The following is a 23,249-nucleotide window of genomic DNA, read 5'->3' on the forward strand; positions in this document are numbered from 1 at the left end:
TAATTAAGGTAATTATATCTTTTAAGCTTCTTCAATTAAATGAATAGTAACATGGCCGATTATCCATTACAGGAAATCGGCTTTTTTATATAAAAGCTCGTTTAGCGTACGAAAAACGCTTTTTGTTGGGAGCGCTTCATTGCTATCAAGTTGAAATTTTATAATGCCCCCAAAACGAAAAATTATATTTTTATAGTGAATGAACCCCTGTAATTTAAATAATCAGTAGTGTATTTTAGTTATTTATAAAAAATAATATTTTGACCCCCATAAAATTATTTCTTCCTTCGAATATATATAAGGAAGAAAAATAATTATGGAAAGCACTATTAAAAGGTACTATGACCTATGCTGGTCTGTAGCTCGTTTCTGATGGGAAAAGTAATCTTACACAAGATATATTAGAAAAAAGCGACAGAAGACTTAGGGGAATCCGAAAGCAAAAACTGCAATTACCAAAAATATAGTGAAGAGTTATTCAAAGATTACAGCTAAAATAGAAATAGAGCAAGAAAAACAAGCAGACGTTATTGCGAAAGAAAATAAGAAAGTAAATCAAAATATAGACTTAACTCTAGCGCCAACAGAAAAGAATAATTATTAAGAAACAGTGAAAAAAGTCGGTCGTGAAAAATATGAGAAATAGCAATAAGACAAGCCTAAAGAACAGTACTAAGAAGATGTGGTTAAATGGTCACTTGTTTAGTGACCATTTTGCTATTTGAAGCAGAAGGAGGCAGGGAGATTACTAGTGTTGAGTTTAGTAATGAAGATCTTAAAAAAACCGAAAATAGAAGATATCGTATTTAACATACAAAACAACAGAGAAGATAAGGAAGCTTTTATCGTACAGTATCAACCTTTTATTAAAAAATCAATATCGTCTATCTGTCGCCGATACATTACGGAACAGGATGATGAATATAGCATTGGGTTGTTTGCATTTAACGAAGCAATTGAACAGTATTCATATAAAAAAGGAAAATCTTTTTTAGCGTTTGCTGATCTTCTTATAAAAAGAGATGTAATTGACTATATACGCAAGGAATCTAAGCATAATCTTGTCTTTTTAAAAGAAGATAAGCAAGAGGAAATGTTAGAAATGCAAGTATCGCTTACGGAGTATTTGAAAGAGATAGAAAATAGTAACCGTAAGGAAGAAATTCTTCATTTTCAAAGTGTGCTAGCTGATTTTAAAATCACATTTTCAGAGCTTGCTAAAGAATCTCCTAAGCATCGTGATACGCGTGAGCACTTAGTAGAAATTGTAAAGATTATTATAAAAGAAGAGGAAATGATGGAAGAACTGTTTCGAAAGAAAAAGTTACCGCTTAAACATATTGAACCGCGTGTTAGGGTAAGTCGTAAAACGTTGGAGCGTCATAGAAAATACATCATTGCAATGTGTATTATCTTTGCAAACAACTATACATATATTCTGGATTATATAAGAGGGGGAAAGCATGATGAATAAAGGGATTGTGATGGATATAAAAAAACATAGTGTAGTTGTCTTAACGCCAAATGGAGAGTTTATTGCGTTTAAAAGAAAAGCGCACTCTTACATGATTGGAGAGGAAATCTCGTTTAATGAACAAAAGCAAAGGGCACCGCGTTTTTCAATCCCTTCTTTCTTAAAGCCTGCATCGTTACTTTTTGCTTGTTTTCTATGTGTGTTGCTGTTTTTCTACAACCAACCGGAAGAAAAAGTATTCGCTTATGTCTCAGTAGATATAAATCCGAGTTTAGAGGTGAGCGTAACAAAGGATCTTCGCGTTATAGATTTACGAGCTTGTAATGATGATGGAAAGCGCATTTTAAAAGAAATGAAACGGTGGGAAAATAAACACCTGCAAGACGTAATACGTACTATTATAAAGCAGAGTCAAGAGGATAAGTACTTAACGAATGATAAGCAAGTTATGCTAACAGCTGTTACAAAGGACAAGTCACTAGAACCAGAGTTGGAAAAGGCTATGCAAGAATTAAAGAAAGAGTATGAGATAAAACATGTTACAGTCGAATATCAAAGCAGTACGATGCAAATGCGAGAGAATGCTAAGAAAGCAGGAATTGGCACAGGTGTTTATATAAAGCAAGAGAATGAGAAGAAAAAAGCGCTTACTCCTCCTGTACCGTCGTCTGATCAGGAGGAACACGATGGGGAGATACAAACGCAACCAAAGTCATCTCCTGATGCATCATCGGATTTGTCTCCTGTAAAAGAAGAAAAATACGAGAAGCAGGAGCATATAGAACAAAAGCAATCTAAGAAACAGCAATCCAAGCAAATAAAAGAAAATAATGGACACCAGCAAGAAAACAACGGTAGAGGATCACAGCAAGGAAATAATGGAAACCAACAAGAAAACAACGGTAGAGGACCACAGCAAGGAAATAATGGACATCAGCAAGAGAACAACGGTAGAGGGTCCACAGCAAGGAAATAATGGAAACCAACAAGAAAACAACGGTAGAGGATATAACCAAGAAAATAAAGAGTCTCAGTAAGAAAATATAGGTAATATAAACGAAAATAACAGGCCTAAAAATGAGGGGGAAAATGTTCCTACCACACAACATTAAGGGGATGGAAAGAAGAATCCATAGAATATTGAGGATGTTTAGGAACCCTTTGAGTTTCAGACCGAAAAGTTTTTTAAATTTTTTTTGAAATGACGGACATAAAATCGTATATCATTTCGAATTATATATATGGATATCATTAATATTTATATAAAAGGGGAGAAAGAAATATGAAAGAAATGTATGAAGAAATCACTGAAGTATTAAAGGTATTGGCGCATCCTGTCCGTTTATCTTTAGTAGAAATAATGCGTACAAAAGGCCCTACTAATGTAACAACAATGTATGAAAAATTACAAATGCCTCAAAGTACAATTAGTCAACATTTATCCAAACTAAGAGCTGCTAAAATCATTACAGGTACTCGAAAAGGATTAGAAATTTATTATGAAGTAACGGACAATCGTACAAAAGCGATATTACTAAGTTTGGTTTAAATGCTAACTTTAATGAAAAAATGCGCCATTCTTTCTGTGGAATCCATAGGAAAGGATGGCGTTTTTGTATGTCAATTTCTGTATTTGATGAATTATAACTATTCGCTTAATAAATTGAAAACGAGAAAATAAATATGGATCATTATTATATTTATTAAAGTTATATATCTTAATAAAAAATCAAATGTTTCATGAAATAGATTCAGTTCCGGTAAAATCAGTTGCAATGAGTGAACATTACTTTCATTTATGCATGTTATTCGTTTTTTATCGTTTGGGGAAACTAGTTATTGTTAGTTTTGTGACAAGGAGGAATAACAATGACGAATCTGTGTAAAAAGATAATGGGGCTAACATTAAGTTTATTAGTTACAGGAAGCATGCTTAACGATAACGGGGTCGAAGCTAAGGGAGAAAAAATAGGGCGACAACCGAAAAATGTAATTATGATGGTTATGGATGGAACGAGCTCTTCAGCTACAACATTGGCTCGCTGGTATAAAGGGGCACCACTTGCGTTAGATCAAATTGTAACAGGAGGTGTTCGTACGTTTTCGGCGGAATCAGCTACTACAGACTCAGCCCCAGCAGCAACAGCATTAGCAACTGGGAATAAATCAAATTCAAACTACATAGGTGTATTACCGTCTATTGTGAATTCACCAGGTTTAAAGCCAATTAAAGAAGAAGACAGGCTTCGTCCAGTTGCCAACGTACTAGAAGGTGCAAAACGTTCAGGGCGCGCAACAGGAATTATTGCTACATCTGAAATTCAACATGCTACTCCAGCTGGGTTCTCTGCTCACCACTTAAACCGCAAGCAATTTGAGGTACTTGCAAAGCAGCAAGTGTATCAAAATATAGATGTTGTATTAGGCGGGGGAAAGGCAGCGCTTTTACCTGTCAAAAGCAATGGAATCCGAAAAGATGGTGAAAATTTAATAAAAGTGATTCGAGAAAAAGGATACGACTTTGTTGAAACGAAAGATGCATTATTGAATGCTAAATCAGATAAAATTTGGGGCTCTTTTTCCCATACTGCACTTGCGTTCGATATGGATCGTAAAGCAACTAATCCTGAGCAGCCAACACTATCCCAAATGACGGAAAAGGCAATTCAAACATTATCCAAAGATAAAGATGGCTTCTTTTTATTTATCGAAGGAAGTAAGCCAGATTGGGCAGCGCATGTGAATGATCCAATTGGGATGATTAGTGATGTATTGGCATTTGATAATGCGGTTGCAGAAGCGTTAAAATTTGCGAAAAAAGATGGTGATACGATGCTCATTGCTGTAGCGGACCATGGTAACAGCGGTATTTCCATTGGGAATATGAATACGACAAAAGGATATAAGACGACGCCTGTATCTGCTTACATTAATCCGCTGAAAAAGGCGAAATTGACACTTGAAGGTGCTACAAAAAAACTAAAAAGTGATTTATCTAATGTAGAAGAGGTCGCTGCACTATATGGTTTAGACAATTTAACTCATGATGAAAAAGAAAAGTTAAAAGCAGCGCAAAAGAATATGGATGTAGGTCCAATACTTACTACATTATTGGCCAACCGTGCGAACATCGGCTTTACGACAGGTGGTCATACAGGTGAGGATGTATTCTTGTATTCTTATGGACCTCAAAAACCACAAGGCTTAGTCCAAAATACGGACATTGCGAAGACAATGGCGAAAGCAATGGGTTTTAACTTAGAAGAATTAACAAATAAATTATTTTTAGAAAGTGAATCAGGCTTTAAACAAATCGGTGCAACTGTAACAATCGATAAAACCAATGTAGCAAACCCAGTGCTCATAGTAAATCATAATAATGTGGAAGCTCAATTATTTGTTAATAAAAATATAATTCGTATCGATGGTAAAGAGTATGAATTAGGAAGTATCGTCGTTGAAAGTAATGGAAAGTTCTATGTACCAGAAGAAGCAATTCATTTGTTCAAAAAACATTCACGTTAAAAAATCGCTAATCATTTATCCTACATAGGCTAAGTGGTTAGCGATTTTTTTCTTTTGTCCTAAAGTTTTAAATATTAAACATTACAATGTTAAGATTTTATTATGTGTTTCACCTTACATAAAAAATATTTCTCAACAATTGTACGTCGAGAAAACATTGAATATTCGCATTATAACGAATATTATGTTGTTATCGACAAAAAACGATAATTCGCAAACACTGGGGAGGAAATGCATTGAAAAAGAATAAGAAGTTAAAACCATTATCGGTACTAGCAACAACGGCAGTGCTAAGTAGTACTTTTGCTTTTGGAAGTCATGCAACATATGCTGAGACACCAACATCATCTCTACCAATAGATGAGCATTTAATACCGGAGGAGCGTTTGGCAGAAGCGCTAAAAGAACGGGGAGTAATTGATCAATCTGCATCGCAAGCTGAGACATCAAAGGCTGTCGAAAAATATGTTGAGAAAAAGAAAGGGGAAAACCCTGGAAAAGAAATCATCAAAGAAGATAGTCTTACGCAAGAAGCTTCTGATTTTATGAAAACAGTAAAAGATGCCAAAATGAAGGAAAATGAACAGGCGCAGCAACGGGCGGTAGGACCAGTAGCTGGACAAGATACTGGATTGAATTCTAGAAAATTAAATGGAAAAGTACCTACGACACCAGCTCAGCAAGCTGAGTACAATGGATCTGTTCGAACAGATAAAGTACTTGTTTTACTTGTAGAATTTAGCGATTTTAAGCATAACAATATCGATCAAGAGCCAGGATATATGTATTCTAAGGATTTCAATCGTGAACATTATCAAAAAATGTTATTTGGTGATGAGCAATTTACGCTATTTGATGGATCGAAGATTAACACATTTAAACAATATTATGAAGAGCAATCTGGTGGCAGCTACACAGTTGATGGAACTGTAACGGAATGGCTTACTGTTCCAGGAAAAGCTTCAGATTATGGTGCGGATGCAGGAACCGGTCATGATAACAAAGGTCCTTTAGGGCCACGTGATTTTGTGAAAGAAGCATTAAAAGCAGCGGTAGCAAAAGGGATAAATTTAGCAGACTATGATCAATTTGATCAATACGATCAAGATGGTGATGGAAATAAAAACGAGCCAGATGGCATTATTGATCATTTAATGGTTGTACATGCTGGCGTAGGTCAAGAAGCTGGCGGCGGTAAATTGAAAGATGATGCGATTTGGTCTCATCGTTCAAAACTTGGATCAAAACCATATGCGATTGATGGCACAAAATCTTCTGTTTCGAATTGGGGCGGAAAGATGGCTGCATACGATTATACAATCGAGCCTGAAGACGGAGCAGTTGGTGTGTTTGCACATGAGTATGGTCACGATTTAGGCTTACCAGATGAATACGATACAAAGTACTCAGGACAAGGTGAACCTGTTGAATCATGGTCTATTATGAGCGGCGGCAGCTGGGCTGGAAAAATTGCAGGAACAGAGCCGACAAGTTTCTCGCCACAAAATAAAGAATTTTTCCAAAAGAATATGAAAGGTAACTGGGCGAATATCGTTGAGGTAGATTATGATAAACTTAGCAAAGGAATCGGCGTTGCAACTTATTTAGATCAAAGTACTACAAAATCAAAACGACCAGGAATCGTTCGTGTTAACTTGCCGGACAAAAATATAAAAAATATCGAATCGGCATTTGGTAAGAAGTTCTATTACAGTACAAAAGGAAATGACATTCATACGACACTGGAGACACCACAATTTGACTTAACAAATGCAACGGATGCTAAGTTTGATTATAAGGCATTCTACGAGCTTGAAGCGAAGTATGATTTCCTTGACGTAAATGTGATTACAGAAGACGGAACGAAGACACGTATTGATAGAATGGGTGAAAAAGATGTAAAAGGCGGTGCGGATACAACTGATGGTAAGTGGGTTGATAAAACTTACGATTTAAGCCAATTCAAAGGAAAAAAAGTAAAACTGCAATTTGAGTATGTAACAGATATTGCAGTGGCTTATAAAGGGTTTGCGTTAGATAATGCTGCATTAACTGTAGATGGAAAAGTTGTTTTCTCTGATGATGCAGAGAGCGGGCCAGCAATGACGTTAAAAGGATTTACTGTGTCAAACGGATTTGAACAGAAAAAAAATAACTACTATGTAGAGTGGAGAAACTATGCTGGTTCTGACACGGCGTTACAACATGCGCGTGGACCAGTATTTAATACAGGAATGGTTGTATGGTATGCGGATCAAAGCTTTACAGATAACTGGGTAGGCGTTCATCCAGGTGAAGGGTTCTTAGGAGTAGTAGATTCTCATCCAGAGGCAATCGTAGGGACATTAAACGGACAACCGACTGTGAAGAGCAGTACGCGTTATCAAATTGCCGATGCAGCATTCTCATTTGATCAAACGCCAGCATGGAAAGTAAATTCGCCAACTCGCGGTATCTTTGACTATAAAGGATTACCAGGAGTTGCAAAATTTGATGACTCTAAGCAGTACATCAACAGTCTCATTCCAGATGCAGGACGTAAGTTACCGAATTTAGGATTGAAGTTTGAAGTAGTAGGCCAAGCTGAAGATAAGTCTGCAGGTGCAGTTTGGATTCATCGATAAAATAAGGTGAAACGAAGAGGAGCTGCTATAAGTCGGTGAAACTTACTTATGGACAGCTCTCTTCTTATTGTGAAAAAGAGATTACTATATAAATACAAATTGAAAAAGTTTTCCTTTAATATTTAAAGGAAAAAAAGATACACAGAAGTGAAAAAACTCTGTGTTTTTTTATGTATTTATTGGAAAAAACTCGAATTTTCCGGGATAAATGCTCCCTTTATCCCATTATAATAGCTATTTTGGACGTAAGTAATTTGTAAGTAATAAGTAAGAAAAAAGAGATTTTCATAGTATATAATATTTATTATATCTACACTTAACACCTACTACTAATAGTATGCTATAATGTGAATTAGCAACAAAAAGAAAGGAATTAGAAAAAATGACCTTACAAAATACTAAAAATTTAAAAAAACAAGTTGCTCCTTTTGAAAAATCAACGATTAAAAAAAGTGTGTGGCAACTTATCAACACAATCGTGCCATTTATTATTTTATGGTACCTTGCTTATAAAAGTTTGTCTGTTTCTTATTGGTTATCATTAGTTCCATCTCTGTTAGCCGCTGGATTTATGACAAGGATTTTCATTATTTTTCATGATTGCACCCATTATTCATTTTTTAAAAGTCGACGTGCAAATAGAATAGTTGGGACATGTATGGGGGTTTTAACTTTATTCCCGTTTGATCAATGGGGGCATGAGCATTCCATTCATCACGCTACAAGTGGTAATTTGGATAAACGAGGTACAGGAGATATTTGGACACTTACAGTGGATGAATATTTAGCAGCGCCATTTAGACTCCGTTTAGCATATCGTTTATATCGCAACCCATTCGTTATGTTTGGATTAGGTCCGATTTATGTTTTTCTGCTTAAAAATAGATTTAACCGAAAAGGTGCTAGAAAGAAAGAGCGTATGAACACCTATTTGACGAATGTTTTAATCGTTGCATTAGTAGGATTACTTTGCTGGGCAATCGGATGGCAATCGTTTCTTCTAGTACATGGTTCCATATTCTTAATAGCAGGTTCAATAGGTATTTGGCTGTTTTACGTACAGCACACATTCGAGGATTCTTATTTTGAAGAAGATAAAGAGTGGGAATATGTGAAAGCAGCAGTGGAAGGAAGTTCGTTTTATAAACTTCCAAAAATCCTGCAATTTCTAACTGGTAATATTGGATATCATCATGTTCACCATTTAAGCCCAAGAGTACCTAACTATAAACTAGAAGAGGCACACAATAATACGCTTCCTTTAAAAAATGTACCAACGATTACGCTTGCTACAAGTTTGCGATCACTCCGTTTCCGTCTTTGGGATGAGAAAAGTAATAATTTTGTTACCTTTAAAGACGTCAAAAATTTAGTGAAAAACAATGTTTCTATTCGAGTGAAATCTGAACTATAACTTCATCATATATAAGACGCCCCTTAATCATTTTTGATTTAAGGGGCGTCTTTGTTTAAAGAGTAGATAGATGATCCTGATAAGGAATTTGCTGTTTTACTTACATTGTTGAATGAAAGTACGAATGATTATAACCGACTATTTCTCCCAAAGCTCGATTAGTCGACCTTCAGGATCTTTAATCCAAATAAACTTTCCAAATTCACTAACCTCTTCTTTCTTTTCAAGAGGTACACCAATTTGTTCAAGATGCTGAATAGTCTCGCTTAAATTATGTACTTGGAAATTTAACATCACTTGTTGTTCTGTTGGAAAATAATTATCATTTTCGGTAAAGAAAGAAAAGATAGTCGCAGTTCCTAATTCGGGTTTAATCACAGTCCCATTCCAATTTTCTATGTCAATCTTCAATACATCACTGTACCATTTTTTTACAACATCAATATTTTTAGTTCGCCAAAATATTCCTCCGAAGCCTTTTATCATCGTACATAACTCCTATCTATTTTTAAATTTTTAAGCAACATATATTCAATATATCAAAACAGTAATCGTAAGGAAAATCATTCACTTATAAAAAGTGAAAAATTATAATTACTAGCATTGTAGTGTTTTCTATACTATGGAAAATGACATTATCCTTTGCAAAACTTGCCATCCAAGCCAAGGAGTATAACAATAAAAGACCGCACATGGCTTTTAGTTCATGTGCGGTCTTTTATGTAAATGTATTGCATTACATAGTTTTGCTAATTTTAGTTTCTGTTTGATTGTTAGTAGCAATCCTTTTCTTAACCTTAAAGTGATAGTAGGTGTAGCAAAAGATAATAAATGGTACAGTGCAATAGATTCCAAGTCTTTGTTCTGGGATAAAGATAAGACTTATTAAGATAATGCCGTATAATCCAAAACCAAGAATTGGTACAAGAGGGTAAAGTGGAGTTTTGAATTTTAAGTCTTCTAATTTTCCACCTTCAGCCAAATAACGTTTACGGAAAAAGAATTGAGAAACACAAATCGACATCCAAACAATGATTGTAATGACACCGGAAATTGAAATAAGCCATAAGTAAACCGTTTCAGCAGCTACAACGCTTGTCAAAAGTGAAAAAGCAGAAATAGCGATCGTCATGATTAAAGCGTTTAGAGGTATTCCTCGTGATGATAATTTCTTTAAAAAGGCTGGAGCCATTTCGTGTTGTGATAACGACCAAAGCATTCGAGTTGCGGCGTATAGTCCTGAATTTGCGACAGAAAGAACAGCAGTAAGAATAACAAAGTTCATAATATCAGCTGCATATGGAATACCCATATTATCAAAAACAGCAACAAATGGGCTCTTTGTTAATCCTGCTTCTTCCCATGGAATTAAAGCCACAAGAACAAAGATTGCTAAGACGAAGAAAAACATCGTGCGCCATATAATATTTCTAATAGAACGAGGTAAAGTCTTCGCTGGATCTTCACTTTCACCTGCTGCGATCCCTACAAGTTCTGTACCTTGGAAGGAATAATTGACTGTAACCATTGTTAATAGGATAGCGGCAAGTCCATTTGGGAATAAACCACCATGATTTACGAAATTTGAAAATAGCGGTGCTGGTTCGTCTCCTTTTAAATCAATAAAACCGAACATAGCGGCGCCGCCAAGGATAATAAAAGCAATAATGGCAGATACTTTAATACTTGAAAACCAAAATTCTGTTTCTGCATAACTACGAGCAGATAATGCGTTAATCGTGAATATCGTAACACCAAATATTAAACACCAAACCCAGACGGGAATATCAGGAAACCAGCGCTGCATTGTAATGCCAGCAGTTGTAAATTCAAGTCCGGTCGTGTTTGCCCAGCTTAACCAATATAACCATCCGATTGTAAACCCAGTTGCAGGGTTAATAAACTTGGTTGCATATTCCTGGAAAGAACCTGAAACAGGCATTGCTACAGCAAGTTCACCAAGACATAGCATAACGAGATACATTAATAATCCACCGGCCATAAAGGCAAGTACGGATCCACCAGGTCCAGCTTGACTTATAATATAACCAGATCCGTTAAATAACCCCGTTCCAATCACACCACCGAGTGCAATCATGAATAAATGTCTACTTTTCATCGTGCGCTTTAATTCATTGTTTGTATTGTTTACTTGCGTCATTGTTTTCCTCACTTTCATAATTGGTAGTATGAGAATTGATGTTTTTCCGTATTATGGAATGTATTCCGTGATGTGAAATCTTGTTATAATTTTCAGATAATTAAGAAGAAAAGTCAATATTTTTTTGTTTGCGTTTTCAAATTGTTAAAAGTGTATCTTTTGTTTATTTAGAAAATTTAATAAATTAATTGATTTTAGTTTAAATTTTTGTTAAATTGATAGTTAATTAAGCGTACTAACATATTACAAGTAAAGTTGAGGCGAGTTATGGTACAGTCCATTGATCGAGCGATAAGTATTATTAAGCTATTGAATTCTACAAATGAAAAAGAGTATTGGGCTATTTCTGATATAGCTGATGGAACACATCTTCCGGTTAGTACAGTACATAGGTTACTGAACTCTCTAATGGAGCATGGGTTAGTTACACAAATTTCAGAAACAAAACAATACAAAATTGGACCAATGTGGATGGAAATAGGATTACGTCAATTGGAGAAGGTAGATTACAGATCTGTTGCAAGAGAAGTGATGAAGCGTTTGGCCTCTGAAGTGGAAGAAAGTGTTTATTTGAACATCCCAAACGGAACACATTCTATTATCATTGAAAGAATTGATAGTCCTTTAAAAATTCGAGTTATCGATAACTTAGGGGAACAAATTCCGCTTTCGGTTGGTGCCGCAAATAAAACGATGCTTGCCAATTTGAAACAGAATGAAATGGAATACATTGTAGAACAGCTACTTTCTTCTTTACCAGAACAAAAGCAAATTCTTTTTGATCAAATAGAGCAAATAAGAAGTGAAGGATATGCTGTGAGTTATGGTGAAAAAACAGAAGGGACAGCTTCAGTAGCTGCACCTATTATAGGTTTTAATCATAAAGTAGTAGGAGCATTAAGTATTGGGTTAATTAGTCATCGCATCAATGATGATCGATTATCTTTTCTTATTCGTAAGGTGAAGCAAGCTGCTCATGAAATATCAATAAAAATCGGCAGTACATCAGAACTATAATTTTGATAGCTGTCGTCATTTTTTATTCATATACTGGAATTCATTTTCATAATGCGGAAAAATAGGGGGATTTATATGTCAAAGTGGCAATCAAAAGAACAATTAGTGCAATTATTAAGTAATCTTGTTGAAATTCCTAGTATTACAGGTTCAGAAGCTGAAGTTATATTGCCGGACTTTGTTGTAGAACAATTATCTGATTTACATTACTTCAAAGAAAATCCGCATCATTTGCAGAAAAATCCGACGGGGGATGGACGATATTTTGTCACAGCACTAGTAAAGAAAAGTGATAGTACGAAAAATACCGTAATTCTTGTTAGTCATTTTGACGTTGTAGATGTACAAGATTACGGTGTGTGGAAAGAAGATGCATTTAACCCTAAAAAGTTAACGTCTATGTTCTATGCTCATAAAGATGAGCTACCAGATCATGTACGTGAAGATATAGAACAAGGAGATTGGTTATTTGGTAGAGGAACAATGGATATGAAATGCGGCCTAGCATTACAAATGGCGATGGTTGAGCAAGCTTGTGAAGGAAGATTTGATGGGAATATTCTTTTATTAGCTGTTCCAGATGAAGAAGTGAACTCTGTAGGGATGAGGGCTGCTGTTCCAAGATTATTAGATTTAGCAAGAGAACATGACTTAGATTATAAAACAGTCCTAAATTCAGAGCCTATGTTTTCACGACATCCTGGTGACCAAAATAAATATATTTATACTGGTTCTATTGGTAAAGTATTACCTGGTTTTCTTTGCTATGGAAAAGAGACACATGTAGGCGAACCTTTTGCAGGCTTAAATGGGAGTTATATGGCTGCATTATTAACCGCAGAATTAGAATTGAACACAGATCTTTGTGATATTGTAGAAGGGGAAGCGAGTCCTCCGCCAACTAACTTGCTTCAAAGGGATTTAAAGGAGGATTATTCTGTACAAATTCCGCATCGTGCAGTCACATTATTTAACTTGTTTTTACTAGAACAATCGATGACGGACGTAGTTTCGTTATTACGTCAAAAGGTAACGAAAGTAGCAGAGAAAATCGAAGAATCGTATGAAAAACATGCATATCGCTTTTCTAAATATAATCCATTCATACCACCTAACCTTAAAGTAAATGTATTAACGTATGAAGAGCTTATCACATACGCAATTGAACAACATGGGAAAGAGAAAATAGATGAAATTCAATCTACTATTATAAAAAATAGAGAAGATAAAGATGACCGTGCGGTAACGATTGAGTTAGTAGATAAATTAGCTATTTTATGTAAAGAAAAGGCACCGATGATTGTGCAATTCTTTGCACCACCATACTATCCAGCTGTGAGTTCACGCAACAACCCTTTAATTAAAGAGGTAGTTGTAGAAATGGAAAAGTATGCCCAATCTAATCATAGTATTACATTTGAAAATCAAAATTATTTTGGCGGGATTTCAGATTTAAGCTATGTGGGTTTACAGTATCCACTAGATTCAATGAGTTCTCTTGTAGACAATATGCCATTATGGGATAAAGGCTATTCGATTCCACTTCAGGAATTAGAAGAGTTTGATGTTCCAGTATTAAATATGGGGCCAGTAGGAAAAGATGCACACCAATGGACAGAACGTCTCGACGTGAATTACGCATTTGAAACACTATTAGATATGTTGCCGATATGTATTGAAAAATTGCTTGTTCCTAATAAAATTACCCAGTCATAGTAAGGCCTGTATAGGAAGAGAAGAATCGAAACTGTAAGATTCGGTTGTGTAGTTTCTTAACTCAGAATAAGATTTAAATAGAAATGAATAGAGTTATTTTAATATAACAAAAAACAAAACGGACAAACTCAATTATTTATGAATTTGTCCGTTTATCTTTTAGTGACAACCGGGGAGTATGTAAACTACATGTGTATTTAGTCAAAAAAGATTTGAGATTCGTTTTTATTTTTTAGTTTGATTAGATAGTTCAACAGACTTTTGTGTACAACGCTGCATAGCTGAAATGATGGCTGTTCGTAAACCTTTTTCCTCTAATACTGCTACAGCTTCTATCGTTGTTCCGCCTGGAGAACAAACCATATCTTTCAATTCACCTGGATGCATTCCTGTTTCCAGTACCATTTTTGCAGATCCTAATACGGCTTGAGCTGCGAATTTATATGCTTGATTTCTTGGCATGCCATCTAGTACAGCAGCATCTGCCATCGCTTCTATAATCATGTATACATATGCCGGCGAAGAACCACTTACAGATGTTACAACATCCATTAATTTTTCGCTTACGATTTCTGTTTGACCAAAACTATTAAAAATGTTTAGTACATCTTCTAAATCTTTTTCTGTCACCATTTCATTAGGACATAACGCAGACATTCCTTCACCAACAAGAGCAGGTGTATTAGGCATCACTCGTACAACTTTTAACTTTTTACTAAAGGAATCCTCAGTACTTTTAATACTTTTCCCTGCAGCGATCGTTACGATGATAACGTCGTTTTGTATCACTTCTTTTATTTCGTTAATTACTAATGAGTAAAGGTCAGGTTTGATTGATAAAATCAAAATATCAGCATTTCTAGCTACTTCATTGTTATCAGTAGTTGTAGTTAGTCCGTACTTTTCACTAGCATTTTTTAAATTCGTAGTGTTTAAATCTGAACAAATGATTTTATTTGAAGACACTATATTATTGTTTATCATCCCACCAATGATAGCCATCCCCATATTTCCGCATCCGATGAATCCAATTTGTTTGTTCATAATAACTCGATTTTGCTCCTTTTATAATAAATTATATCATTTCGAAATTGTTATCTTAGAATAATAATAACATCTCTGTGCAATATAAAGAAACATTCTAAGAGAATATATTCCTTTTTGCAACACCAAAAAATAAAAAACAATTATATTCGATATTATGCAAATATATACACTATAATTTCAGGTATTATATTTATGAATCTGAGTTAAACTTATATCAATTTGTATTTTCATTCAGTAGGGCAATAATTTCATACAAGTAACTTGTCGCTCTAGTTATTTTTAAAATACCTCTTGACACCAAATCGAACTATATCGCATAATATAAAAAAATTAAACCGAAAATCGTTGAAGGGAAATAGTACATATGTCTTCTTGCGAAAGAGAGTGGAATTCACCGGCTGAAAGATTCCTCGTATAGAATGTATCGAACCTATCCCTGAGTCTTAAATGAAAGTTTAGGCGTTCGCCTGCGTTATAGGCGCCAAGTGGATATCTATGTATATCAATTAAGGTGGTACCGCGGAACAATGACCGTTTCGTCCTTTTTATTTTATTAAGGGCGAAGCGGTCATTTTTATTTTGCCCTTTCATACGATAGGTGCAGCATGGAAGAGGATAGACATAGCTGCAAACTGTATAAATAAAAGTGTAATGTATAAAAAACTTTGATTTTAGACTTGGGGGATACAAAAATGAAAAAACAACGAATTGTTGTAAAGATTGGGAGCAGTTCCTTGGCAGATAGTCATGGAGGAATTTCTAAAGAACAGCTTTCAGATCACGTTGCCGCATTGGCTCGATTGAAAGAAGAAGGGCATGAAGTTTTGTTAATTACATCTGGGGCCGTCGCTGCAGGTTTTTCTGCTCTAGGCTATCCTAGTAGACCTGTAACAATTAAAGGGAAACAGGCTGCAGCAGCTGTCGGACAAAGTTTATTAATGCAGGCGTACACGGAGGAATTCCGTAAATATGGTATCGTTACTGCTCAACTATTGCTGACGAGAAGTGATTTTTCTAGAAAAGAACAATATAGTAACGCTTACGCTACTTTAGGAGAGTTACTAAACCGTTCTGCGCTTCCTATCATCAATGAAAATGATTCCATTTCTTTAGAGGAGCTAACGTTCGGGGATAATGATATGCTGTCAGCTTTAGTAAGCGGACTTGTGTCAGCGGATATGCTTATGATTTTTACGGATGTGAACGGTTTATATGACAAAAATCCTCAGAAACATGAAGATGCGAAGAAATATTATTTCCTTCCAGAAGTTACGGAAGAAATCGCTTCTCTTGCAGGAGATGCCGGATCAAAACTTGGGACTGGCGGTATGAAATCAAAAATTGATGCGGCAAAAACGGCACTATCTCTTGGTGTGAGTGTATTTATCGGAACTGGACGTGGACAAGAGAAGTTTGTAGATGTTTTGAAGGGCAAAGGTGATGGAACGTATGTCGGAAATGCTCCTCAAAAAGAAATGAAGATGAATAAGCAATGGATTGCTTTGCATTCGGTTGTGAGCGGACAAATTGAAATAGACGCCGGAGCAGCTACTGCCATCATTCAACATGGAAAGAGTCTACTTCCAGCTGGTGTTACGAATGTGTCAGGATTTTTCCAAGTGGGTGAAGTTGTAGAGGTTGTAACGCAACAAGGGCGCGTAATAGGAAAAGGACAATGCACATATAGTGCAGAGGAACTAAGAGATTTAAAAGGTATGCAGAGCCAAGATATTCAAGCAAGAGGCGAAAGGCATAGTTATGAAGTCATTCATAGAGATCATTGGGTTTCATTTTAAGAATAGAGATTAATTTGAACTTAAAGAGGAGGAAACAATAATGAATGAAGTGTTGGCAAAAGGGAAAAAAGCGAAAGAGGTTGCTAGAGAACTTGTGCTTAAATCTACAGACCAAAAAAACGAAGCACTTGCCGCAATTGCGAATCAATTGATAGTAGAAACAGCTTATATTTTAGAGGAAAACAAACGAGACATCGAAGAAGGTAAGGTGAAAGGATTTTCTGATTCGCTCCTTGATCGCCTTATGCTGAATGAGCAGCGTATTGTTGATATGGCTGAGGGTATTAAGCAGTTAATTGATTTACGTGATCCTGTTGGAGAATGTGTAAGTGCATGGGAAAGGCCAAATGGACTATCTATTCAGGAGATGCGCGTACCACTTGGTGTTGTCGGAATGATTTACGAGGCAAGACCGAATGTAACTGTGGATGCTGCTACAATTTGTTTGAAAACAGGAAACGCAGTAATATTGCGTGGTAGTTCTTCTGCTATTCATTCTAACAAAGCCATCGTTGCTGTTATTCACCGAGCGCTTAAACAAACGAGCTTGCCTCAAGAAAGCGTACAGCTTATAGAAGATACAACGCGAGTTAGCGCGAAGCAGTTGTTTACATTAAATGACTACTTGGATGTTCTTATTCCAAGAGGTGGCAAGCAGTTAATCGATACTGTAGTAAGAGAAGCGTCTGTTCCAGTACTTGAAACAGGTGCGGGAAATTGTCATGTTTTAATTGATGAAACAGCGGATAAACAAATGGCATTTGATATAATAGTAAACGCAAAAACGCAGCGTCCATCTGTATGTAATGCAATTGAAACGATTATACTTCATGAGAAGTGGGCGCAGCAATATGGTAGCGAGTTGTTTTCTACTTTGAAGGAAAGAGGCGTGGAGCTACGTGGTGATCAAAAAGCATTGGCAATTGATTCGTCAATTGTACTCGCTTCAGAAGAAGACTGGGAGACAGAATTTTTATCTCTCACTCTGGCAGTTAAAGTGGTTTCCTCTGTAGAAGAAGCGATTCATCACATAAATACGTATGGATCTATGCATTCTGAAGCGATTATTACAGAGAACGAAGAAAACGTCGGTAAATTTTTCACAGCTGTTGATGCGGCTGCACTGTATCATAATGCATCAACTCGTTTTACTGATGGATCTGAATTCGGATTTGGAGCAGAAATTGGCATCAGTACACAAAAGTTACACGTAAGGGGACCAATGGGGCTTCCTGCATTGACTTCTACAAAATATGTAATTCGCGGAAATGGACAGATTCGAAAATAATAATAAAAGACACTCAATTGGCTTGGGTGTCTTTTATTTTAAAAATTATTTACCATACAAATAGCCCAACGAGCATAGCGCTTAATAAAGAAACTGCCATTCCGCTCACCAGAAGCTTCCAAACATTTTTCCCGATGACTGATGATTTTTCGCCGCCAAATAATGAATTGTAAGTTCCATAAATCATACCTACAGTACTAAAGTTAGCAAAAGAAGCTAGAAATGTTGTTGCAACCGCAACCGTATGCGGTTGTAAAGACTTTAAGTTTGATTTTAAATCCATCATTGCAACAAATTCATTTGTTGTTATTTTGATCCCCATTAATTCAGCTACATACATCGCATCACTACCTGATAAACCGAGTAAAAAAGCGAAAGGACTAAAGATAATCGAGAAGATTTTTTGAATTGTTAAACCTGTTACAAAAAATCCTAAAATTCCATTTAAACATGCTGTTAAAGCTACATATCCAATTACCATGGCTAAAATAACGATAACCATATTCATCCCAACTAACATACTGTTTGAAATAGTAGAAAAGAAATCTTTTTTTTCACTTTTTGAAGGTTTATAAACAACATCTTCTTCTTTCGTAACTTCTACAGGATTTAAAACATTAGCTAAAATTAATGCGTTAATACAGTTTAAAGGAATGGCGCTAAAAATATAGGTTGCGGGAACCATTGATAAATAAGCGCCAAGAATGGATCCGCTAACGCTGCTCATACTCATAATTCCGAAAGTCAACAAACGATTTTCTTTTAACACAGATAGTTGATCACGAACAACGGCAAGTGCTTCTGTATTTCCTAAAAACATCATTTGAATCGAAAAGAAGCTTTCTAACTTTGGTAAACGAGAAATCTTTGAAATAACTGCACCTACTTTATCAATAATCCAAGTCAAGATTCCGAAATACGAAAGAATATCGAAAAAAGTAATAACGAAAATGATAGGAAGTAATGCGCTAAAGAAGAAATCAATGTGTGGACTGTCCATAGCTGAAGGAAACGCAAAACGAATACCTTCATTCGCACATGCTAGTAGCCAACTGAAAAATGAAGCGATTTTATTAATGATAATACTGCCGAGCTTCGTGCCTAACATAAACCACGTAATAAAAAGCTCCAATATGATTAGAATAACGATTGGTCTCCATTTTATTTGCTTTTTATTAGGCGAACATAGGAAAACGATTAATATGACAACGAAAATCCCTAACATATTTAATATAAAATGCATGTCAACAACTCCTTAACGCTTATTATTTGTATATAAAAAAGCCTCTATTCTTCCAAATTTGGATTGTTATCAGAAGTTATGAAGAATGTAAATTATGCTTGGGATCAATTTATTTTAATTAATGTACTAAAAATTAATGTTTATTCGCTCTATAAAGTATATTTAGTTAGTAATGTAGAGCAACGAAATAAATCTATTGGCGGAATGAAGGACAACTAATACCTGCATCCAGTTTTAAATTTTTTAGGTGAAATACCAGTATGTTTTTTAAAGACCTTTGTAAAATGACTTTGGTCGTGAAAATTTAGTAATGTAGAAATTTCGGATATAGAATGTCTCGTATAAGTCATTAACTTTTTTGACTCATCCACTTTAGCGCGCTGAATATAGTCATTTAAAGAAATTCCAACTTCTTTTTTGAAAAGGGAAGATAGATAACTAGGGTTTAATGTGACTATTTCTGCAAGGATATTTAGTGTAATATCACCATAAAGATGAGTGAATATATAATTTTGACATACGTTTATAGGTTTTGAATGTTGCTGCATTGTACCATTTTTGACACGTTCTGCAAACTCGAGTAAAGCATTCTCCAAAAAAGGGGGAATAGCTTCATTTTTATGTATTTCTTCAAGTTTTTGTATAAATAAATCACTAAGAGTATATGCGATTTCAGGGAAAAGTCCTCCTTCTATAGCAGATCTAGTTGCAAGTGTAATGGCTGCAATGGCAGAATTTTTTTGGCTTCGCAGGTGACTTGTCTTTGATAACACCCCAAGCTCTCCTGATTCAGGTAATCTCCTTAGATTTTTAATTAAATCCTCCTTTTTCCCTTGCTTTATACACTCAAATATTTTCCTCTCAGCTAGTGGATCGATATGAGTTAATGTACTTTGTCGTTGTTCTGATATATGTATATCAGGCTGTTCAATTTCAAAATCATTCTTTTTTAACAATATATTTTTTTGCAAAATATCAGCAACATCCAATTTTTGTTGATACAGCATGTAATAAAGTACTAAACTTATATTTAAAAAACTCAAATTATTTAATACGGGTAGAGAACGATAATATCGAATCATTTCTTCTTTGTCTATTTTTAGTTGAAGATCATTAACAATTCCTTTAATTGATGTTTCTGTTAGCCTGGAATAAAGGACTGGTCCAACAATGATATTCCCACTAATTTGGTCGTTCAAACGTAGATTAATTGCGAAAAAATTTTCGAGAAAGGCAGTCTCTTCTAATGATGGAAAAGTATAGGGAGGCTGTTCCTTAAATAGTTCATTAAGTATCGCCTCTTTTGAAGAATACATAGGGTTATGCTGAATATTGGACGAGATTTCAAATACTAAATCTCCTTTGTTATTAAGAAAATAGATAGGTGTTTTATGTATGTCAAAGACTAGTTTACAAATATAATATAAATCCTCTAGTTTGGAGCAATTCATTATTTTAACCTCTATCCTTTAAAAATTAGCTAAATTTTTTACAAGTATTCTAAAAAATATACCATAATATCTAAAAAATAATAATTATAATAACCTTAAGAAAGCGTTTACTTAATTATTTTTAGGAGGGCTACCATGAAAAGGGATATTAAGAAAATCATTTCACAAATGACATTAGATGAAAAGGCAAGTCTATGTTCTGGATTAGACTTTTGGAATACAAAAGGGATTGAGCGATTAGGAATTCCTTCTATTATGGTAACTGATGGGCCACATGGGCTTAGAAAACAGGCAGAAGGAGCAGATCACTTAGGGATTTATAACAGTATTCCATCGACTTGTTTCCCATCAGCAGTAGGATTAGCAAGTACATGGAATAAAGACTTAATAAATGAAGTAGGAGTTGCGCTAGGAGAAGAATGTCAGGCGGAAAATGTAGGTGTTCTACTTGGACCAGGTGCAAATATTAAACGTTCGCCGCTATGCGGAAGAAACTTTGAATATTTTTCAGAGGATCCGTATTTATCATCACAAATGGCTGTAAATCATGTTAAAGGCGTACAAAGCCAAGGAATTGGAACATCATTAAAACATTTCGCTGCTAATAATCAAGAGCATCGCAGAATGTCTGTAGATGCAATTGTTGATGAAAGGACATTGCGTGAAATCTATCTTGCTAGCTTTGAAGATGTCGTTAAGGAAGCACAGCCATGGACAGTAATGAGTGCTTATAACAAAATAAATGGGGAATACGCTTCGGAAAATAACTATCTGTTAAATGATATTTTAAAAGATGAATGGGGATTTGAAGGCTTTGTCGTATCTGATTGGGGCGCAGTAAATGAGCGTGTCGCAAGTTTAGCGAACGGTTTGGAGTTAGAAATGCCTTCAAGCTTTGGAATTGGTGAGAAGAAAATTATTGAAGCAATTAATTGTGGTGAGCTATGTGTAGAAAAGCTTGACCAAGCAGTTGAGCGTCTTCTTTACATTATTTTTAAAGCCGCTGATAACCAATTAGAAAACGCTATATATAGTAAGGACGAGCATCATCAGCTTGCAAGAGAAGTTGCAAGTGAAAGTATGGTTATGTTAAAAAATGAAGATTCCATCCTTCCATTGAAAAAAGAGGGAACGGTAGCAGTAATTGGAGGATTTGCAAAGCAACCACGTTATCAAGGCGGTGGAAGTTCTCATATTAATCCAACAAAGCTTGAAAGTATTCTCGAAGAAATTGAAACGGTATCAGGTGAAAAAACGAACATATTGTTTGCCCAAGGTTATGATATTGCAAGTGATGATGTAAATGAAAGCATGGTTAATGAAGCGAAAAAAATAGCAGAGCGAGCAGATACAGCGGTCCTTTTCGTTGGACTTCCAGATCGTTATGAATCTGAAGGCTTTGATCGAAAACATTTACAGATGCCAGAAAATCACGTGCAATTAATTGAGGCTATTGCTGAAGTTCAAAGTAATATCGTTGTAGTTTTAAGTAACGGTGCACCAATTGAAATGCCTTGGATAGGTAAAGTAAAAGGAATACTTGAAGGCTATTTAGGTGGTCAAGCATTAGGCGGAGCGATTGCTGATTTATTATTTGGTGATGCGAATCCAAGCGGAAAATTAGCGGAAACATTCCCGAAAGTTTTAAGCGATAACCCTTCTTACTTAAACTTCCCTGGTGAAGGTGACAAAGTGGAATACAAAGAAGGCGTGTTCGTAGGATACCGTTATTACGATACGAAAAATATTGAACCATTGTTCCCATTTGGTTTTGGGTTAAGCTATACAAACTTTGAGTATAGTAATCTCTCAATTAATAAGAAAGAAATAAAGGATATAGAGACTGTTTCTGTAAGTGTAAACGTGAAAAACATTGGTAGTACAGCAGGTAAAGAAATTGTTCAGCTTTATATAAAAGATGTTGAAAGCACAATGATTCGTCCTGAAAAAGAACTAAAAGGATTTGAAAAAGTGGAATTGCAGCCGGGAGAAGAAAAAACGGTTAGCTTTACTTTAAATAAAAGATCATTTGCTTATTATAATGTTGAATTGAAAGATTGGCATGTTGAAACAGGTGAATTCGAAATTTTAGTAGGAAAGTCTTCAAGAGAGATAATTTTACATGATAGCATATATGTTCAATCAACGGCTATAATTCGAAAACCAGTACATCGTAATACTTTACTAGGAGACATATTTGCGGACCAAGTTTTAGCACCAATTGCAAAAGAAATTATGGAAAAGGCATTAAAAGACAGCCCGTTTGGTAGTATGGCTGAAGGGGATAGTGATACTTCTGAAATGATGGGTGCTATGCTAAACTACATGCCGTTACGAGCGTTAGTGAACTTTAGCGCAGGTGCTTTTACAGAAGAAATGTTAAGTGGAATAATTGTGCTATTAAATGATGCACAGATGAATCGATAAGCGGTGAATGAATTTTAATTACGATCAAAAAATTTATAATCAATAAAAAACGTAGTTTACAACTAA

The 23,249-nt window shown here is 35.3% G+C and carries 15 protein-coding genes, 1 pseudogene and 1 other annotated feature; of the genes and pseudogenes, 11 read left to right on the forward strand and 5 right to left on the reverse strand.

The window, feature by feature from the left end; all coding sequences use genetic code 11:
- Window positions 1–751 precede the first annotated feature (751 nt).
- The 6 genes and pseudogenes from sigI to COC96_RS05730 all read left to right on the forward strand — a co-directional run bounded on the left by sigI (window position 752) and on the right by COC96_RS05730 (window position 9,037).
- Window positions 752–1,474, forward strand: a complete 723-nt coding sequence (gene sigI, locus COC96_RS05705) for an RNA polymerase sigma factor SigI (RefSeq protein ID WP_098266346.1) — start codon at window positions 752–754, stop codon at window positions 1,472–1,474.
- Window positions 1,467–2,508: pseudogene (locus tag COC96_RS05710) on the forward strand (anti-sigma factor domain-containing protein); the annotation flags it as partial. The gene sigI and the pseudogene COC96_RS05710, both read left to right, overlap by 8 nt.
- A 248-nt stretch (window positions 2,509–2,756) precedes the next feature.
- Window positions 2,757–3,023 (forward strand): ArsR/SmtB family transcription factor, encoded by a 267-nt coding sequence (locus COC96_RS05715; RefSeq protein ID WP_088229465.1) that lies wholly within the window; start codon window positions 2,757–2,759, stop codon window positions 3,021–3,023.
- Window positions 3,024–3,343: 320 nt separating this feature from the next.
- Window positions 3,344–4,999, forward strand: a complete 1,656-nt coding sequence (locus COC96_RS05720) for an alkaline phosphatase (RefSeq protein ID WP_098266348.1) — start codon at window positions 3,344–3,346, stop codon at window positions 4,997–4,999.
- A 236-nt stretch (window positions 5,000–5,235) separates the two neighbouring features.
- A complete protein-coding gene (locus tag COC96_RS05725; RefSeq protein ID WP_180234950.1) occupies window positions 5,236–7,623 on the forward strand; it encodes an immune inhibitor A domain-containing protein in 2,388 nt (795 codons plus the stop codon).
- A 382-nt stretch (window positions 7,624–8,005) separates the two neighbouring features.
- A complete protein-coding gene (locus COC96_RS05730) occupies window positions 8,006–9,037 on the forward strand; it encodes a fatty acid desaturase (RefSeq protein WP_142339957.1) in 1,032 nt (343 codons plus the stop codon).
- A gap of 138 nt (window positions 9,038–9,175) precedes the next feature.
- On the opposite strand, the gene COC96_RS05735 is transcribed toward COC96_RS05730, so the two are convergent.
- Window positions 9,176–9,523 carry a VOC family protein gene (locus COC96_RS05735; RefSeq protein ID WP_098266350.1) on the reverse strand — a complete coding sequence of 116 codons (348 nt, stop codon included), beginning with the start codon at window positions 9,521–9,523 and terminating at the stop codon, window positions 9,176–9,178.
- Between the two features lie 250 nt (window positions 9,524–9,773).
- Complete coding sequence (locus COC96_RS05740; RefSeq protein WP_142339958.1) at window positions 9,774–11,198, reverse strand: amino acid permease; 1,425 nt, start codon at window positions 11,196–11,198, stop codon at window positions 9,774–9,776.
- Between the two features lie 267 nt (window positions 11,199–11,465).
- Here COC96_RS05740 and COC96_RS05745 point away from each other — a divergent pair, with 267 nt between their 5' ends.
- Window positions 11,466–12,215, forward strand: a complete 750-nt coding sequence (locus COC96_RS05745) for an IclR family transcriptional regulator (RefSeq protein ID WP_098768460.1) — start codon at window positions 11,466–11,468, stop codon at window positions 12,213–12,215.
- Window positions 12,216–12,266: 51 nt separating this feature from the next.
- Window positions 12,267–13,931: a M20/M25/M40 family metallo-hydrolase gene (locus COC96_RS05750; protein ID WP_098768461.1), complete on the forward strand. Its 1,665-nt coding sequence runs from the start codon at window positions 12,267–12,269 to the stop codon at window positions 13,929–13,931.
- Between the two features lie 225 nt (window positions 13,932–14,156).
- On the opposite strand, the gene proC is transcribed toward COC96_RS05750, so the two are convergent.
- On the reverse strand, window positions 14,157–14,975 hold the full coding sequence (gene proC, locus COC96_RS05755; protein ID WP_098768462.1) for a pyrroline-5-carboxylate reductase: 819 nt from the start codon (window positions 14,973–14,975) through the stop codon (window positions 14,157–14,159).
- Between the two features lie 339 nt (window positions 14,976–15,314).
- Window positions 15,315–15,525 (forward strand) — a binding site (T-box leader).
- 145 nt (window positions 15,526–15,670) lie between these two features.
- Here proC and proB point away from each other — a divergent pair.
- Together proB and COC96_RS05770 are read left to right on the forward strand one after the other, a co-directional pair.
- On the forward strand, window positions 15,671–16,774 hold the full coding sequence (gene proB / locus COC96_RS05765; protein ID WP_098768463.1) for a glutamate 5-kinase: 1,104 nt from the start codon (window positions 15,671–15,673) through the stop codon (window positions 16,772–16,774).
- 40 nt (window positions 16,775–16,814) lie between these two features.
- Window positions 16,815–18,062 (forward strand): glutamate-5-semialdehyde dehydrogenase, encoded by a 1,248-nt coding sequence (locus COC96_RS05770; protein ID WP_098768464.1) that lies wholly within the window; start codon window positions 16,815–16,817, stop codon window positions 18,060–18,062.
- Between the two features lie 49 nt (window positions 18,063–18,111).
- On the opposite strand, the gene COC96_RS05775 is transcribed toward COC96_RS05770, so the two are convergent.
- On the reverse strand, window positions 18,112–19,305 hold the full coding sequence (locus COC96_RS05775; protein ID WP_098266357.1) for a NupC/NupG family nucleoside CNT transporter: 1,194 nt from the start codon (window positions 19,303–19,305) through the stop codon (window positions 18,112–18,114).
- Window positions 19,306–19,520: 215 nt separating this feature from the next.
- Window positions 19,521–20,756 carry a helix-turn-helix domain-containing protein gene (locus tag COC96_RS05780; RefSeq protein ID WP_098768465.1) on the reverse strand — a complete coding sequence of 412 codons (1,236 nt, stop codon included), beginning with the start codon at window positions 20,754–20,756 and terminating at the stop codon, window positions 19,521–19,523.
- A 135-nt stretch (window positions 20,757–20,891) separates the two neighbouring features.
- Here COC96_RS05780 and COC96_RS05785 point away from each other — a divergent pair, with 135 nt between their 5' ends.
- Window positions 20,892–23,183 (forward strand): glycoside hydrolase family 3 C-terminal domain-containing protein, encoded by a 2,292-nt coding sequence (locus tag COC96_RS05785; protein ID WP_098768466.1) that lies wholly within the window; start codon window positions 20,892–20,894, stop codon window positions 23,181–23,183.
- Window positions 23,184–23,249: the final 66 nt, after the last annotated feature.

This window comes from Bacillus cereus, from assembly GCF_002577405.1.
GTDB classification, from domain to species: domain Bacteria; phylum Bacillota; class Bacilli; order Bacillales; family Bacillaceae_G; genus Bacillus_A; species Bacillus_A cereus_AU.